Origin of the sequence: Burkholderia sp. NLJ2 (genome assembly GCF_049487195.1) — a bacterium.
GTDB classification, from domain to species: Bacteria; Pseudomonadota; Gammaproteobacteria; order Burkholderiales; family Burkholderiaceae; genus Burkholderia; species Burkholderia pyrrocinia.
Window position 1 is genome coordinate 735,700 of the sequence record NZ_CP137809.1, and the last position, 16,204, is coordinate 751,903.

At 64.6% G+C, this 16,204-nt stretch carries 13 protein-coding genes; 2 read left to right on the forward strand and 11 right to left on the reverse strand.

All coding sequences use genetic code 11. The features are described from left to right. Positions 1 to 11 precede the first annotated feature (11 nt). The 11 genes from R9B84_RS19975 to R9B84_RS20025 form a co-directional block, all read right to left on the reverse strand. Complete coding sequence (locus tag R9B84_RS19975; protein WP_423760100.1) at positions 12 to 1,244, reverse strand: oligosaccharide flippase family protein; 1,233 nt, start codon at positions 1,242 to 1,244, stop codon at positions 12 to 14. A gap of 63 nt (positions 1,245 to 1,307) precedes the next feature. Further along, on the reverse strand, positions 1,308 to 3,545 hold the full coding sequence (locus R9B84_RS19980; protein WP_423760101.1) for a polysaccharide biosynthesis tyrosine autokinase: 2,238 nt from the start codon (positions 3,543 to 3,545) through the stop codon (positions 1,308 to 1,310). 49 nt (positions 3,546 to 3,594) lie between these two features. Further along, complete coding sequence (locus R9B84_RS19985; protein WP_423760102.1) at positions 3,595 to 4,029, reverse strand: low molecular weight protein-tyrosine-phosphatase; 435 nt, start codon at positions 4,027 to 4,029, stop codon at positions 3,595 to 3,597. Beyond that, a complete protein-coding gene (locus R9B84_RS19990) occupies positions 4,026 to 5,201 on the reverse strand; it encodes a polysaccharide biosynthesis/export family protein (protein ID WP_423760103.1) in 1,176 nt (391 codons plus the stop codon). Before R9B84_RS19990 ends, R9B84_RS19985 begins: the two co-directional genes overlap by 4 nt. Positions 5,202 to 5,369: 168 nt before the next feature. Beyond that, on the reverse strand, positions 5,370 to 6,446 hold the full coding sequence (locus R9B84_RS19995; protein WP_423760104.1) for a sugar transferase: 1,077 nt from the start codon (positions 6,444 to 6,446) through the stop codon (positions 5,370 to 5,372). Between the two features lie 276 nt (positions 6,447 to 6,722). After that, positions 6,723 to 7,118 (reverse strand): hypothetical protein, encoded by a 396-nt coding sequence (locus R9B84_RS20000; RefSeq protein ID WP_423760105.1) that lies wholly within the window; start codon positions 7,116 to 7,118, stop codon positions 6,723 to 6,725. 154 nt (positions 7,119 to 7,272) lie between these two features. Continuing rightward, a complete protein-coding gene (locus tag R9B84_RS20005; protein WP_423760106.1) occupies positions 7,273 to 8,244 on the reverse strand; it encodes a GlxA family transcriptional regulator in 972 nt (323 codons plus the stop codon). Positions 8,245 to 9,704: 1,460 nt separating this feature from the next. Continuing rightward, positions 9,705 to 11,072, reverse strand: coding sequence for an LLM class flavin-dependent oxidoreductase (locus R9B84_RS20010; protein WP_423760107.1), 1,368 nt, complete (start codon positions 11,070 to 11,072; stop codon positions 9,705 to 9,707). A 27-nt stretch (positions 11,073 to 11,099) separates the two neighbouring features. Continuing rightward, a complete protein-coding gene (locus tag R9B84_RS20015) occupies positions 11,100 to 11,867 on the reverse strand; it encodes an ABC transporter permease (RefSeq protein ID WP_423760108.1) in 768 nt (255 codons plus the stop codon). Beyond that, entirely contained in the window at positions 11,864 to 12,607 is a 744-nt protein-coding gene (locus tag R9B84_RS20020) for an ABC transporter permease subunit (RefSeq protein WP_423760109.1), read from the reverse strand. The genes R9B84_RS20015 and R9B84_RS20020 overlap by 4 nt, the downstream gene beginning before the upstream one ends. Positions 12,608 to 12,611: 4 nt before the next feature. Then, positions 12,612 to 13,415: a transporter substrate-binding domain-containing protein gene (locus R9B84_RS20025; protein ID WP_423760110.1), complete on the reverse strand. Its 804-nt coding sequence runs from the start codon at positions 13,413 to 13,415 to the stop codon at positions 12,612 to 12,614. A gap of 447 nt (positions 13,416 to 13,862) precedes the next feature. Between R9B84_RS20025 and rbsK the strand changes: the two genes are divergently transcribed. Next, positions 13,863 to 14,789, forward strand: coding sequence for a ribokinase (gene rbsK / locus R9B84_RS20030; protein ID WP_423760111.1), 927 nt, complete (start codon positions 13,863 to 13,865; stop codon positions 14,787 to 14,789). 41 nt (positions 14,790 to 14,830) lie between these two features. Then, positions 14,831 to 16,204 carry an L-fucose:H+ symporter permease gene (fucP, locus tag R9B84_RS20035; protein WP_423760112.1) on the forward strand — a complete coding sequence of 458 codons (1,374 nt, stop codon included), beginning with the start codon at positions 14,831 to 14,833 and terminating at the stop codon, positions 16,202 to 16,204.

Genomic DNA, 16,204 nt, shown 5'->3' on the forward strand with positions numbered 1-16,204 from the left:
TATCGGCGATCTCACGCCAGCGCCCGGGATCGGGACAGGTTCGTGCCGAGTACCCGGTACGTCAGCGCGATGCCGGCCGCCATCAGCGCCGCGCCCGTCAGCGAAAAAATCTGCACGCTCGTCGGGGCCGACAGGTTCATCAGTCTCGCGATGCCCAGCGCGCCGGCCAGACACACGCCGCAGGTCAGTTGAAACAGGAAATCGGTGCGCTGCGCGCGCGCGGCCAGGAAGATCTGCGACAGCGGCACGTAGATCAGCTGCAGCGCGAACAGCGGCATCAGGCTGTGATAGAACCCGACCGAGCCGCGCCAGCTTTCGCCGAAGAACAGGTTGACGAGCGGCGCGAACAGCAGCAGCCCACCCGCCATGTACACGACCGCGAGCCCCGCGAGCGCGCGTGCGTAGGTCCGGTACACCCGCGGCACCGTCGTGCCCGCATCCGGTCGCGCCATCGCGCCGATGGCGTCGCGCCGGAACACGCCGCCGACGCTCTGCGCGATCAGCGACACCGGAAAGAAGCCGAGCCGGTAGGCGGCGGCAAAATAGCCGGCGCTCTGCGCATCGAACCAGTGCGGAATCGCGATCGACAGCGCATAGGTCAGCACCGATGCGCACAGCGTCGACGGCAGGATATACAGCGCGAAGCGGCGGTTCCTGACGAAGAACCCGCGCGAAAGCCTGAACGAATAGCCTGCGCGATAACCGGTGAGCAGGATCGCACCGGCCATCACGACCGAGACCGCCGCGGTCACCCATGCGTACAGCGCGAACACGTCGACGTGCCCGCACGCGGGGTACGCGAGCGACAGCATGAGGCCGGCGAGGAACACGCCGTTGACCACCACGCGCGACAGCGCAATCCATCCGTAGCGCCTCAGGCTGTTCAGGTAGGAGCCGGCGGCCAGTTGCACGAACGTTGCCAGCGCATAGACGGCGACGAGATACAGGTCGGTACGGCCGGCGATGGCGATCGCCATCGCGAACACGGCAACGACGACCAGGCTCAGCGCCGTCACGTTGACGAACGCGTTGAACGACTCGCCCGGCGCGTCGTCGACGCATGCGAGTTCGAAGCGGAATGCGAGCAACGTGCCGGCGAACGTCGCCAGCGCGAGCAGGTAGTTGAAGTGGCCGAGCGACTCCGGCCCGAACCGCCGTCCGATCACGAAGATGCAGACGAACAGCGCGATCTGCCCGATCACGACGCCGGCCAGCGAAACGATCGAATCCCTGGGGTTGATCATTGCGCCTCCCTGCGCGGCGCGCGGCCGAGATCGCGTGCCGGGCCGCCGACGGCAACGCGCGCGTCATGCATCGTGCGCCCCGTATTCGTACGCGACATACCGGTAGCCGCCGTACTTCGAACCGTACCCGTACTGTCCGAGCCGCGGATTGACGCCGTTGAAGATCACGCCGTTCAGGCGAATGCCGTTCTGCGCGAAGCGCTTCGCGGATTCGCCGATCTCGCCGAGCTTCGTCTTGCCGGCCAGCGTGACGAGCAGCGCCGTGCCGGCGAACGCGCCGAGAATGCCGCTATCGGGCACGGCGAGGACCGGCGCCGAGTCGACGATGACGATGTCGTAACGCGACGACAGATCGTCGAGCAGCGGTGCGAGATTCGGGTTCAGCAGCAGTTCGGCGGGATTCTTCGGCATCGTCCCGGTCGAAATGAAATCGAGACCGTCGACCACCTCGCGATGCATCACGTCCTCCACGCGCGCACCGCCGGCGATCAGTTCAGTGAAGCCCCGGTCGCGCGGAAAGCCGAGATAGTCGTGCAGTCGGCCTTTGCGGATGTCGCCGTCGATCAGCAGCACGCGCTTGCCGGCGCTGGCCATCACGACCGCGAGGTTCGACGAGATGAACGTCTTGCCGACGGCCGGCGCCGGGCCGGCGATCATCACGATGTTGTTCTTCGCCTCGAGCATCGCGAACTGCAGCGCGGTCCGCAGGCTTCTCAGACACTCGACGGCGGGCTCGTTCGGGAAGTCGATCGACAGGACCGACTTGTGGCCGCTCTTGCGCGCGGCCTCCTCGGCCAGATCGCGCTGGTGCTCGCTGATCGGCACGGTCGCGTATACCGCGAGGCCGAGACGGCGCTCGATCTCGTTGTGATCGGAGATGCCGTGGAACAGCATCGAGCGGACGATCGCGGCGCCGCAACCGGCGAGCAGCCCGAGCAGCAGCGACGCCACCGCGACGAGCGCCTTCTTCGGCCGCACCGCCACTTCCGGCACCGCCGCCACGTCGACGAGGCGCACGTTGCCGACCTTGCCGGCCTGCACGAGTTGCAGTTGCTGCATGTTGTTCAGCAATGCCGTGTAGAGATCGGTGTTGACCTTGACGTCGAGCATCAGCCGCACGGCTTCCTGCTGAAGGTCCGGCAAGCGCCGGATCTGCAGCTCGGCGGTGTTCCGATAGCCGTTCAGCGCCGCGATCTGCTCGTCGAGCGCGGCCACGCTCGGATGCCGGTCGGTGAAACGGGACATCAGCTCCTGCCGCTTCTGCTGCAGTTCGAGCAGGCGCGTCTTCGCGTCGGCCGTCTGGACCAGCGCGAGCTTCGCTTCCTCGGTGAGATCGACCGTACCGTGCTCGTTGCGCAATTTCGTCAGGCGCGCCTCGGAATCGGTCAGCTGCTGCTTGAGCTGCGGCAGCTGCGCGGTCAGGAATTCGAGCGACTGCGCGGCCTCCGCCGATTTCCGTTCGATGTTCTGCCGCACATACTGGCGGCCGATCTCGTTCATCGTGTCGCTGACCCATTTCGGATCGGTACTCTGCAGGCTGGCGACGACGACGTCCGACTGCTTCACGCGCTCCTGGACGTTCAGGCGGTCCCGGATATCCTCGATCGTCTTCAACCGCGAGTTGCGGATCAGCACGAACGCGGCGCCGGGCTTCGCGACGATCGCATCGACGCGCAGCACGATCGGGCCGCGCGGCGACCGGAAGTGCTCGAGCGTGCCGACCGTGCCGTCGACCGCGGCATCGAGATCGCCGCCTTCGAGCCGATAGCGCTTGCCGCCCAGGCTCGTCAGTTTGAACGTGTCGCCTTCATTCTTGCGCGGCACGTCGAACAGCGTCACGTCGATCCGTTCGCGGCCCCATGCGTAGCCGCCGAGCCCGGCCACGCCGGGATCGGACAGGCCGTCGCCGTGGCGTGCGATCCAGTCGCCGATCAGCGGAAAGCGCTTCGGCGATGCATCGATGAAGAGGTTGAGCTTGTCCACCGCGCGTTCGACGACCAGCCTCGACGCGAGAATCTGCTGTTCGGCAGCGGCGGACGACTTGACGTCGAACAACGCGGACACGTCGCCCAGCAACGACTTGGCGGCCGACGTGTCGGGACTGTCCTCGACCTGGACCATGATGTTCGCCTCGAACACAGGCTTGCCGAGCATCGCATACGCGAGGCCCGCGATCAGGAACACGCACGTGATCGTCGCGATCAGCCAGCGACTTTCCATCAGGATGTCGAGCACCGCGACAAAATCGGTCTCGCTGCCGTCTTCGGCGGTTTGCTGCGGCGGAGCGGATTGTTGAGTCATAACGATATGAGGCGAATGAGTTCCAGTGGGGCATCGACCAACGGCCGCGTCAAACGATACGAAGGCGCTTCGACCACTCGGTTACGCCGAGCTCGATCAGCCGTGCGCAGCGTTCGAATACGAACCTCGGCTGGCGGTACGGATCGTGCACATCGAAATCCGTGTACTCGCCGACGCGAAACACGCGTCCCCGCACGAACGGAAACTGGTTCTCGAGCGATACGCGCTGCCGCCTGTCCATCACGAGGATCAGGTCGGCGTCGGTACACAGCGACCGGCCGATCTGCTGCGCACGATGCGTCGACACGTCGAATCCGCGCAGGCGCATGACGTCCTGCACATACGGCGCGGCCGGCATGCCGACGAGTGCGTTCAGGCCGGCGGACGCAACGCGGCGCCCGGGCATCGCCTGGCGCAGCATCGCTTCGGCCATCGGGCTGCGGCAGATGTTTCCCTCGCAGACGATCAGAATGGATTCGATCATTTGGTCGCAATTGCCGCGGTCAGGCCGGCATTGATGGCCGGCAGCAACAGGCTCAGCACGCGGCTGAACCGGACGAGGCCGTTGCCGTCGACGTACACGATGTCCTTCGGCTTCAGCTGGAACTGGTTCGCCAGCACCATCGCGACCGGCGATTTGGCATCGAGGTGGTAGACCTGCGGCTGCTCGTCCTGCGTGCCGCGCACCACGTAGAGTTGCGCGGCGTCGGCCGTGTTCGCGTTCAGGCTGCCGGCCTGCGAAATCGCTTCGCTCAGCGTCAATCGGCCATTGCGCATCGGCAACGCCGTCACGGGCTTGTTGACCTCGCCCATCACGAACACGCCGCTCTCGTCGCGCGGCAGCACGCGCACCAGGTCGCCGTTCCGCAGTACGATCTTCGACGGATTGCGGCCTTGCTCGGCCATCTCCGTCAGGTCGATCCGGCGCTCGACGCCGTCGCGCACGAGGACGATCCGGCTCTGGTCGGCCGCCGCCGAAAAGCCGCCCGCCCGCCCGATCGCGTCGTACAGCGTCATCGGGATGTCGTTCAGCGGCTGCGAGCCCGGCGTGTGCACCTCGCCCTCGAGATAAACCTGTTTTGCGCGAAACGACGCGATGCGCACCGTGACCTGCGGATTCCTGAACGTCTTGTCGAGACGGCGCGTGAGCTGTGTCTGCACTTGCTCGGCCGTCAGCCCCGCAACCGGCAGCCGGCCCGCATAAGGAAACTGCAGCGTGCCGTCCTGGTCGACGACGAAACCCGGCGGCGCGTCCGCCGCCCGCGGAGCGGCCTGTGCGGGCGCGCCGAGCGCCGCCGCCAGTTCGGGGTGGTCCCATACCGTGATCTGCAGCACGTCGCCGCGGCCGATGGTGTAGGCGTCCGGCGACGCGACGATGTCGCGGGCTTCGCCGCGCGTACCGCGCTCCATCTCGCGCATCCGCCGAATCAGCGACAGGTCGATGTTCGTGACCGGAACCGGCAGCGCGACATTCTCGTCCGGCGTGGTTCCGCTCTGCAGCGGAATCGACGGAGGTTGCTGCATGCGCATGCCTGGCGCAATGCCGCACGCGCCCAGCAATGCGCACAGCGGCAGAATCATCGCCAGCGGACCGACACGCGACGGTCGGCGCGGCGCGGACAAGCGCGCCGACTCGATTTGATGCAACCTCTGCATTACAACCTCGCACTTGTTCTAATTTGAAATTGCTCCGATCGCCTCGCACCGTGCGGCGCGAGTACAGCACCCCTGTCAAGATCGGACATGCGTCCTGCCACTACAAATCCAGCGCCTGCCATCGCGACGGCCCGCCGCGCGCATTCCCCGGCGGGCCCGCGGCGACGGCTAGTACGCGCCCGAACCGCGCAACACCACGTTGATCGTCCGGAAGAGAATGCCGATGTCGCGACGCAGCGACCATTCGCGAACGTAGGAAACGTCGAGCGATACGCGCGTCGAATAATCGGTGTCGTTTCTGCCGCTGACCTGCCAGAGGCCGGTCATGCCGGGCTTCGCCATCAGGTAGTAGCGCACGTCGGCGCCGTAGCGTTCGAGCTCGGCCTCGACGATCGGTCGCGGCCCGACCAGGCTCATGTCGCCCTTCAGCACGTTCACCAGCTGCGGCAGCTCGTCGAGACTCGTCTTGCGGAGAAAGCGGCCGATGGGTGTGATGCGGACATCGTTCTTCAACTTGAATTCACGATCCCATTCCGCGCGGGCGTCCGGGTCGCGCTCCAGCAGCGCCTTGAGCACCGCATCGGCATTCGTCACCATCGAGCGGAACTTGAGGCACTTGAACGGCCGGCCGTTGCGGCCGACGCGCTCGTGCCCGAAGATCGCCCGGCCGCCGTCGCGCCGTACGGTCCATGCGATGCCCAGCAGCGCCGGCGCCAGCACGACGAGCAGCAACGACGCGCCGACCAGGTCGAAGCTGCGCTTGACCATCTGCTTGATTCGTCCGACCGTGCGGTGGCCGAGCTCGCGCTGGCCGCGCAGGTCGGCGTGCGCGATCGCGGCCGCTCGAACCTGGCCGCCGGCACGCTCGATCATCCCGAAGATCGCGAGCGTCAGCGCGCGGAACGCAATCAGGCCGATCCCGCTCGCGAGCGTCCAGTACACGAACCATTCGCTCGACAGCACGTGTGCGCGATGCAGGATGTAAAGGAGCGCGGTGCTCATGCCCTGCACGACGATCCACGCGAGCACGGTCCGGCCGAGCACGTGCAGCGGCGATCGCGTGCGCGTGATCTCGTAGATGCCGCAGGCGGGAAATACCGACAACGCCAGCGCGGCGGCAAAGGCAACCAGCGCACCGTCGAACAGGGATCCCCGCGCACCGCCGGTGGCGCCGATCAATGCCGGAATGAACGCGCCCAGCACGATCAGCCCGATATCGGTCGCTCGATTGATCAACGAATTCATTGATATGAACTCCTAATTCATCATTCAACACCCGTTCGCTCGGCGCACCGGCGCTTCACGTCTACATTTCATTTCGCCCGGGGTACACGTCCGGTCATGCCGCGGCGCGCTGCCGGGGGCTTGCCGGTTCGAATGGCTTGCCGTTTGCTCGTCGCGACGTCGTTGCCTCAGTGTTTCCGCAGTGCGGCATATTCGGCGCGACTCGCGCTTTTATCGCTTGCGTCCGAATTCGCCTTGTTGATGGCGGAAGAAATCAAGGCCGATTCCGTGGCGGAATTATTCGAGTGATTTCACGATTGGTCCGGTGAAATACCATTCCAAATGACGTGCGATTTCGATGAGCGATTCCCGAATTCCGATCGCCATATCGACACGCCATTTCACGCCAATGCGTGATTCATCTTGCCGGTCTTGTCCGGCGCACCGGGCAGCGATTGCATCGCCGGTCACCGCCCGGAATATGCGAGCGAGCATCGGCCGGATGACGTCGGCGCGAATGCTGGCTCGGGGAATAAAAAGGCCTGCACGGTGCGCTAACGGCGACACGGCAGGCAAAATTCCGAGGAGAGCCGGGGTGCCGCCTCCTCGAAAGGCCAGTCGATAACTTAATCGAGTGGAAACGTGTTCTGGACGGCTGGTGTCGGACCGCGCCACGATTGTGGCCGAATCCACCTTCGTCGCATGGCGATCGACGGATATCCGTATTTTTTATTCCGGAATGACCAGCATGTCATTCGAACGAAATACTGTTTATCCGGATATCGACTATTTTCAGCGCGATGAATTTCCGCACATCGGTTTCGAGTGGCGAACGGCGATCGCGCGCCTAGGATGTCGCACCGTTCATCCAGTCGCTCATGTCCGACGCATACAGCATCTCCGCCGAAGCGTCGCCGCCATTTCGAGCCGTGGCCCGGTATTCGGTCGGTGAAGTCTGCAAGTGCTGGCGAAACAGCTTGGCCATCCGGTCGCCACTGCCGAGGCCGGTTCGTCTCGCGACCTTGTCGGCCGGAAGATCTGTCTCGATCAGCATGCGGCAGGCCTTTTCGAGGCGGATTCTCAACACGAACTCGGTCGGCGTGACACCGATCTCGTTCTTGAAGCGACGCAGGAAATTGCGCTCGCTCATGGCAGCGGCCTGCGCCTCGTCCGCGATGGAGATTCGATTCTCGCTGTTGACACGCAGGTGATGTGCCGCCCTCCGGATCAACGTGCTGGCCCGCGCGACACGTGCGCCGAACAGCACGTCGGTCAGCTTGCGATTCGCACCGGACACCATGCACGTCACGATTTCCTGCGCGATTTCGTAGCCCATGTCGACGCGCACGATCGACAACGCATCCGAGAACGGCCCATCGTCCTCATCACCGGCATGTTCGACGTCGTCGCGTCCGGCGTGCGAAGCACCGCCGCCGTCCACCGCCGGCGACGCCTTGTCGACCTCCTTTTGCGCCAGATGAATCTGCGTCAGCAACTTCCGGCCACCACTGCTGCCCCTGACGACACGCGCACGCTGATGCGCGTGCCTGAGCCACGCGATCAACTGCTCGTCGAGTTCATCGATCCCGCCTTGACCGCTCAGAACGAACATCGCGTGAAGCGTGCTTGCCTCGAGCGTGCGGGCTGCGTCCGTCCAGATCCCGACACCGGACGACGAACGAACCGGGCCGCCATTAATCGAATAAAGCCGTAATTCATAATGGTCGGCGAATGCGCCGTCCGCTCGACCAAGTTCATTGGCGAGTTCGAAAACCGCAGCCAGCTTGCCCATCTGCATAATCGAAAAACCTTCGAGCAACAGTATGATTACGCTTGCTCGTTGATGCCCGTTTCCGGGGCCTCTACCACGATTCACGCTTAACCCCGTCGATGAATGATTCGACACTGTTTGCATCTTACGGCCCTTTGACAATTTCTTACATTTCTCGATTTCTGCGCCGCATCATATGCGGCGGCCCTCGTCCGCCGATTTATCAATGTCTGTTTTCGACGTGTTGTTGTCGGAATCAATCAAGCCGATGATACGGCACTATTTATTGACAATCGTCGAATCCGATGCAAATGCATTCACAAGGCCCGACGAAAAATTGACGTAAATCATTGACCAGGGATATCGAATGGGATAGTGCGAGGACCGTCCAGCTCCAGACGATTGTGAAGGAATTGGGGCCGTCCAATCCGCTGCAAATGCCGGCCGGCAATGCAGGAACTGATGAGGGACGGTGCCGCGGCGACCATGCGCCAGCAATGCGGAGCCCGTTTCGGCCGTGGATCGTCAGATACCGCCCGCGTTCGGTTGAAACCGGCGCCCACTGACAGAACGGCGATACTTGCGTGCCGCCGCGCGCAAATCCGGGCAGCTATTCCCATTATTCGTGCATTTCCTCAGCACGCTTAAGTCGACACCGAGCGCACCGCGCGTTAAACGCAATGCAGACGGCAATCAATGGAAATTTCGTGAGTTCTGCCCGACGATCGCTGAACACGAATCGACGGCGCCGCGTGCGAATCGTATACGCGTCGATTTTGCGCGAACGTTCGCCACGGAAGTATTCATCGGATGTTATTGAAAATTCGTGCAACCGCCCTGTATCGACAATCGAATATCAGTGGCGTCGCTGAATATTTCGTTACATTTTCGGGTAAACGTTCTCGTTGAATTCGAATTTACCCGTGAACGAATGCGCGGATCGGTGCACCAATGTCGAGCCAACGATGTATTCGGCACATGAAAGTCGCAGTCGACAGGTAACGCGATGCGGACCTGCGTCCAGGCTGGTTTCGACGGTAACGGCTGATCGCGCGGCGGACACGGCGACGTCGCGATACCCGTGCTGTTCCGTCATGTCTCTACCGCAAATCAGAACAGCTTCGTGATCGCATGATCGAAGCTGTGCCGGCGCATACCGTAGTAGCGGGAGAGCGCACCGACGGATCGTTGGCTCATGCATCGGCCCGTCCAGCCCGTCCGGCTGCCGATCATGGAAACGAGCTTGACGACGCATGATTACGGCATGTTACACACGCACGTCGCTCCCGGAGCGGTCGACCCTTGCCCGTCCGACATGGTCCGGCGCGACGGACGCGTCGCGCGCGAACACGATCGGCAAGCGGCGGGCGGCGGGCCACGGGCGCGCCGCTCACGCCAGTGAATCGATTCAGGACCGACGATAACGTACGCGAGCGCCGGCCGCTGCTCGGCGTCGAGATTGCTCTACGATGAGCGACAAGCGTACGTCCGTTGGGCCCCGGGGGGCATCACGATTGCCGAAACGACGCACCGTAAGCACTGTCCGGCAGGCGATCGCCGCCCCCCAGGCGCGAGCGGAAGGTCCCGTCCGGCGGCGTCGTCCGGTACAGGCCGCGCTTCTTCAATTCCGGCACGATCAGTTCGGCGAAATCGTCGAATGTGCCGGGGCTGATCAGCGGATTGAGCATGTAGCCGCTCGTCGTCGACTGCCGCGCATGCTCGGCGATCCGGTCGGCGACTTCGTCCGGCGAGCCGACCAGGATCAGGTCGGTGCCGCGCGTCACGCTCGCGAACCTGCGCCGCACGTCGCCGGCCGTCAGCGGCTTGCCGCTGCCGTCCGGCCGCATCACGTAGGACGTCAGCCCTTCGGTCTGCGTGGTCAGCGGCTCGTCGTCCGCATAACGATCGATGTCGATGCCGGTGTCGCCCGCGTAGCTGACGAGCTGTGCCTGCAGGTGATAGTGCTGCTGCAGCGCGTGGTATTTCTCCTTCGCGTCGCTCGACGAGCGCGCCGTCACGATCCGCAGCACCGTCAACGCCTTCACGTCGTCCGCCGCACGGCCGTTTTCGACTGCAAGCCGGCGAATCTCGTCGAGACCGGTGCGGATCTCGTGCGGATTCGACTTCGCGACGAACACCACTTCGGCGTGCTTTGCCGCGAATTCGCGTCCGCGCCCGGACCAGCCGGCCTGAATCAGGACGGGCGAGCGCTGCGGCGACGGCGCGCATACGTGCGGGCCGTGCACGCGATAGTGCGCGCCTTCGTGCGCGATCGGCCGCACCCGGTCGCCGCGCGCATAGCGCGGCGCCTGCTTGTCGGCAACCACCGCGTCGTCGGCCCAGCTCCCTTCCCATAGCTTGTACACGACATCGAGAAACTCCTCCGCGCGTGCGTAGCGTTCGTCGTGGCCGATCATCCGGTCGAGCCCGAAATTGCGCGCCGCGCTCGTCAGGTAGGACGTCACGATGTTCCAGCCGATCCGGCCGTTGCTCAGGTGATCGAGCGTGCTGAAGCGGCGTGCAAGCGCGAACGGATGTTCGTAGGTCGTGCTCGCGGTCACGCCGAACGCCAGCCGCTCGGTCTGCGCGACGAGCGCCGGGATCAGCATCATCGGATCGTTGGCCGGCGACTCCACCGCCCACTGCAGTGCGGCGTCGGCCGACCCGCCGTACACGTCGTACAGGCCGAGCACGTCCGCGAAGAACAGCATGTCGAGATCGGCCTGCTCGGCCTTGCGCGCGAGGTCCGACCAGTACGCGAGCGTATTGGCGCGCAGCCGTTCGTCGGCGGGATGGGTCCAGAGGCTCGGCGCACCGCCGCAGCCGACGCTGGCCTGTTCATAGAGGGAAAACAGCAGGGGTCGAGGATCGGACATCGTCATGCTCAATGCGGAACAGGGGAATCAGTTGGGTGCCGCCCACTCGCCCGACGACGCGTGACGTGCGCGCACGGGTGCGCGGTCGTCCGACTCGCGCGTCAGGTAGCGATTGAGGCGTCTCTCGAGACGGGCGGCAGGAATCGTCAGCAGCGCGACCAGCACGACATAGATGATCGCCGCGCCGGTCAGCGGTTCGTACACGCGCAACGTCTCGAAGCGCAGCGTGTTGGCCGTCCCCATCACGTCGAACACCGTGATGGTCGACGCGAGGACGGTCGATTTCAGCAGCAGGATCGCTTCGCCGGTGAGCGCGGGCAGCGCGAGCCGCCACGCGCGCGGGCCGACGATCCGGCGCAGCACGCCCATGCGCGTCATCCCGTACGCGTAGCCGGCCTCGATCTCGCCGGCCGGCACGCCGGCGATCGCGCCGCGCAGGATCGTCGCGACATACGCGCTCTCGTTTACGCTCAAGGCAACGACGGCATACCAGAACGCGTCGCGCAACAGAGGCGATGCCCAGCTGTCGCGCATCCATTCGCGCGGCACGATCTGGCCGAATCCGTAGTACAGCAGATAAAGCTGCACCAGCAGCGGCGTGCCGCGAATCAGCATGATCCAGCCGCGCGCGGACCAGCGAAGCGGCGCGTGGCGAGCGCCGGCGGCAAGCGCGAGCGGCACGCCGAGCAGCAGGCTGGCCGTGCCGGACAACAGCATCAGCGCGACCGTCGTCGGCACCGCGGCGAGCAGCTTCGGCATCACCGTATCGAGCAGGAACGGCATCGAGAAGATCATGTGTTTGCGCTCCGCATACCGCGGTGCGCGTATCGCTCGAGCGCGGCGAAGAGCCCCGTCGACGTGATGCTCAGCAGCAGGAACAATGCCGCCGTGACCACGTAGAAGAACACGTAGTGCCGGGTCGCACCGGCGGCGAGCTGGCTCGCCTTCAGCAGATCCGTAAACGATCCGAGCACGCTGATGAACGACGCATCCTTGGTCGCGTTCAGCCACACGTTGCCGACACCGGGCAGCGCAAGCCGCGCCGCGGCCGGGAGCCGGATGCGCATCAACGTCTGCCACGGCGTCATCCCGTACGCGTACGCGGCTTCGATCTGGCCGACCGGAACATTGACGAGCGCCGCGCGGAAGATGTCGGTGAGATACGCGCCCTGGATAAAACCGAGCGACAACGCAGCGACGACGAACGGATCGAATGCGAAGCCGTCGGACACCAGGCCGCTGCGGCGCAGGGCCGCCTCGGCAGCCGGTGCGACCGCGTAGAACGCGAGCAGCAAGCACAACAGTTCGGGCAGCGCGCGCACGAGCGTCGTGTAGAGCCGGATGAGCCACGCGAGCGGCGTGTACCGCGACAGCTTCCCGAGTGCGCCGGCGATGCCGAGCAGCGTCCCGGTGCAGAACGACGCCGCCGCGACGCCAAGCGTCAATGCAAACGCACCCGCGAAGATGCGCCCGTAACCGCCTTCGCCGAATGCGAGCAGCGCCAGCAGCGCCAGCAGCGAGTCGTCCACTGCCATCGCTTCAGCGGCCCTTCTCGATCGTGCCCTTCAGGTTCGGATAGCGCGCGGTAATCGCATCCCACGTGCCGTCCTGCTGCAGTTGCGCAATCGCGGTCGACAACCTGCCGCGCAGCGCATCGCCTTGCCGCACGCCCGCGCCGATGCCGAGGCCCAGCACCGGATTGTCCGCGCACACCGTCTTGACCTCGTAATCCTTCCCGTCGCGCGATGACAGGAACGCCGTGAACAGCCCCTTCGCTTCCTGCACATAGTCGACCCGGCCGGAGACCAGATCCGCGAGCGCATTGTCGAACTTGTCGAAGGCCTTGATCTGCGCGTCCTGCTTGAACCGGGCGTCGAGGAACGCCGAGAAGTTCGTGCCCGCCTCGACACCGATCACGCGGCCTTTGAAGCTCGCGGGCACCGCGCAATCGACGCGGCGCCGATCGCTTTTTGCGCCGACGAATACCGTCGGCGATTCGTAGTAGGCACGGCTGAAGTCGATGGCCTTCTGCCGTTCGCCGGTAATCGTCATCGACGACCAGATCACGTCGATCTTGCGGTTCTGCAACGCCGGAATCAGGCCGTCCCATGCAATGTCGGTGAGTTCGCAGCGCACGTTCAGCTTGCTGCACGCGGCATCGAGCACATCGATTTCCCAGCCCTTCCACTTGCCCGTGGCGTCCTTCGAGAAGAACGGCGGATACGATTCGGCGTCGATGCCGACGTGCAGCGTCGGTTGAGCCGCATGCGCGGCGGACGCCGCGCCAAGCATGAACAGCGCGGCCGCGGCGGTGCGCGCCCGGGAATGCGTCAAACGATTCATTTGGCTGATTTCTGAAATAACGTCGGAATCACCGGCGTCGCAACCGGCAGGAGGCGAGACTGTAATGCCTGCCGATGCGTGTCCCAAATGGTCATTTTTGCGATGGATATCCGATCCGGCGATATGCGACGCGAGTCGATCGATTGCCTGACGCCGTGTCGCCACTGTGGTCCGTCATCGGATAACGTGAGCCACGCAAAGTCCGCCAATCCTGCGTGAAACTCCGGTCGCCAGGCTCGTTTCACGTCGGCAATTCTTATACGACATCAGACAAAAATTCATCAGAAGCCGCAACGAGACGGCGCAACCACCGCCACTTCCACGCCCCGGACAGTGACCAGCCTAACATCAGGAGATTGCATTATCACATTTAATGTGATTTTATTATCACCTGTTGCAGGCCGCCGACCACGCATGCGGCGCACCCATACCAAGGAAGAGACGCAAATGGAGACAATCGCCGTCATCGGCAGCAACATGGTCGACCTCGTGACCTATGTCGCGCGCATGCCCGCCCGGGGCGAAACGCTCGAAGCACCGAACTTCGAGCTCGGCTGCGGCGGCAAGGGCGCGAACCAGGCGGTCGCGGCCGCTCGCCTCGGCGCGCGCGTCGTGATGGTGACGAAGGTCGGCGACGACGTGTTCGCCGACAACACGATCCGCAACTTCGAGCGCGAAGGGATCGACACCACGCACGTGCGCAAGGTCGCGGGCGTGCCGAGCGGCGTCGCGCCGATCTTCGTCGAACCCGATTCGAGCAACAGCATCCTGATCGTCAAGGGCGCGAACCGCCACCTGAAACCGGCCGACATCGACGCGGCCGTGCCGGTGCTCGCCGAATGCGCGCTGATCGTGCTGCAGCTCGAGATCGAGCTCGACACCGTCTATCACGCGATCGCGTTCGGCGCGCGGCATGGCATCCCCGTTTTGCTGAACCCCGCGCCCGCGGTGGCCGATCTCGATTTCGAGCGGATCCGCTCCGTCGAATTCTTCGTGCCGAACGAAACCGAGCTCGCGATCGTGTCCGGCATGCCGGTCGATTCACGCGACACCGCGGCGCGCGCCGCCGAGGCGCTGGTCGCGCGCGGCCTGAAACACGTGCTCGTCACGCTCGGCGACAAGGGCTCGCTGCTCGTGTCGCGCGACGGCGTGCAGCACGTGCCGGGCGTGCCGGTCGACGCGCGCGATACGACGGGCGCCGGCGACGCCTATATCGGCTGCTTCGCACGCTGCTATGCCGCGTCGCGCGATGTGATCGACGCGATGCGTCACGCATCCGCGTACGCCGCGCATTCGGTCACGGGCCTCGGCACGCAGAAGTCGTACGCCGACGCCGCGACGTTCGAACGCTTCCTCCGCGACGCCGGCTTCTGAACGGCGCCTTCATCGACGAGACAATTGGGAAGGAGACACCCATGAGCCGTGCCAGGATCGAACACACACCCGACGGTTATTATCTGAACCGCACGCCGCTTTTCGCATTCACGCTGCTGTGCTGCCTGTTCGCGCTGTGGGGCACCGCCGCGAACCTGAACGACGTGCTGATCGCGCAGTTCAAGAAATCGTTCTTCCTGTCCGACTTCGAATCGGCGTTCGTGCAGTCCGCGTTCTATCTCGGCTACTTCTTCCTCGCGATTCCCGCCGCGACCGTCGTGAAGAAGTTCAGCTACAAGACGACGATCCTCGTCGGCCTGCTGCTCTACACGACCGGCTGCCTGCTGTTCTTCCCGGCCGCGTCGATGGCGAAGTACGGGATGTTCCTCGTCGCGTTGTTCGTGATCGCCGCGGGCCTGTCGTTCCTCGAGACGGCGTCGAACTCGTATTCGACGCTGATGGGCCCGCGCGACACCGGCACGCGGCGGCTGAACATCTCGCAGACGTTCTATCCGTTCGGCGCGATGGCCGGCGTGTATATGGGCAGCTTCCTGATCTTCAAGGAAGGCGACGCGTCGCATGCGCAGCTCGCGGCGATGTCGGCAGCCGACGCGCACGTGCACCAGCTCGCGATGATCCAGGCCACGCTCGAGCCGTACAAGTGGCTGATCGTCGTGCTCGTCGCGGTGTTCATCGTATTTGCGCTCACGCCCTACCCGGCCTGCAAGGGCAACGGGCCAGGCGTGGCGACGCACAAGATCGACGCGCGCGGCACGCTCGCACGCCTGTTCGGCAACCGGCGCTTCGTCGCGGGCGTCGTCGCGCAGTTCCTGTATGTCGGCGCGCAGGTCGGCGTGTGGAGCTTCACGATCCGGCTCGCGATGCAGATCGGCGGCCTCACCGAACGCGGCGCATCGCGCTACCTGCTCGCAACGTTCTTCGCGTTCTTCGTCGGCAAGCTGATCGCGACGCTCGTGATGAAGCGCGTCGGCCCGGCCAAGGTGCTGATCGGCTACGGCGTGCTGTGCATCGCGCTGCTCGCGTACACGATCAGCGTGCACAACATCACGGCCGTTTATGCGGCCGTGTGCGTGAGCGTGTTCCTTGGCCCGTGCTGGCCGACGATCTACGGCCTCACGATCGACGGCCTCGGCAAGGACACCGAATACGGCGGCTCGATCCTCGTGATGAGCATCGTCGGCGGTGCGGTCGTGCCGCTGATCCAGGGGCTGATCTCCGACCACACCGGCGGCAACATGCAGCTCGCGTTCGTCGTGCCGCTTGCTTGCTTCGTCGTGATCGTCTACTACGGCTTCTACTGTCTGCGCCACCTGCCGGCCGCGACACCCGACGCGGTGGCCGGCGCCGCCACGCAAGCGCGCTACGCCGCGACGCGCAACACGTCGGGAGCATGA

Coding starts and splice junctions, on each gene's coding strand:
- fucP (WP_423760112.1), top strand. CDS start 14,831: ATGAGCCGTGCCAGGATCGAACACACACCCGACGGTTATTATCTGAAC.
- R9B84_RS19985 (WP_423760102.1), bottom strand. CDS start 4,029: ATGATCGAATCCATTCTGATCGTCTGCGAGGGAAACATCTGCCGCAGC.
- R9B84_RS20025 (WP_423760110.1), bottom strand. CDS start 13,415: ATGAATCGTTTGACGCATTCCCGGGCGCGCACCGCCGCGGCCGCGCTG.
- R9B84_RS20010 (WP_423760107.1), bottom strand. CDS start 11,072: ATGTCCGATCCTCGACCCCTGCTGTTTTCCCTCTATGAACAGGCCAGC.
- R9B84_RS19975 (WP_423760100.1), bottom strand. CDS start 1,244: ATGATCAACCCCAGGGATTCGATCGTTTCGCTGGCCGGCGTCGTGATC.
- R9B84_RS19995 (WP_423760104.1), bottom strand. CDS start 6,446: ATGAATTCGTTGATCAATCGAGCGACCGATATCGGGCTGATCGTGCTG.
- R9B84_RS20015 (WP_423760108.1), bottom strand. CDS start 11,867: ATGATCTTCTCGATGCCGTTCCTGCTCGATACGGTGATGCCGAAGCTG.
- R9B84_RS19990 (WP_423760103.1), bottom strand. CDS start 5,201: ATGCAGAGGTTGCATCAAATCGAGTCGGCGCGCTTGTCCGCGCCGCGC.
- R9B84_RS19980 (WP_423760101.1), bottom strand. CDS start 3,545: ATGACTCAACAATCCGCTCCGCCGCAGCAAACCGCCGAAGACGGCAGC.
- rbsK (WP_423760111.1), top strand. CDS start 13,863: ATGGAGACAATCGCCGTCATCGGCAGCAACATGGTCGACCTCGTGACC.
- R9B84_RS20020 (WP_423760109.1), bottom strand. CDS start 12,607: ATGGCAGTGGACGACTCGCTGCTGGCGCTGCTGGCGCTGCTCGCATTC.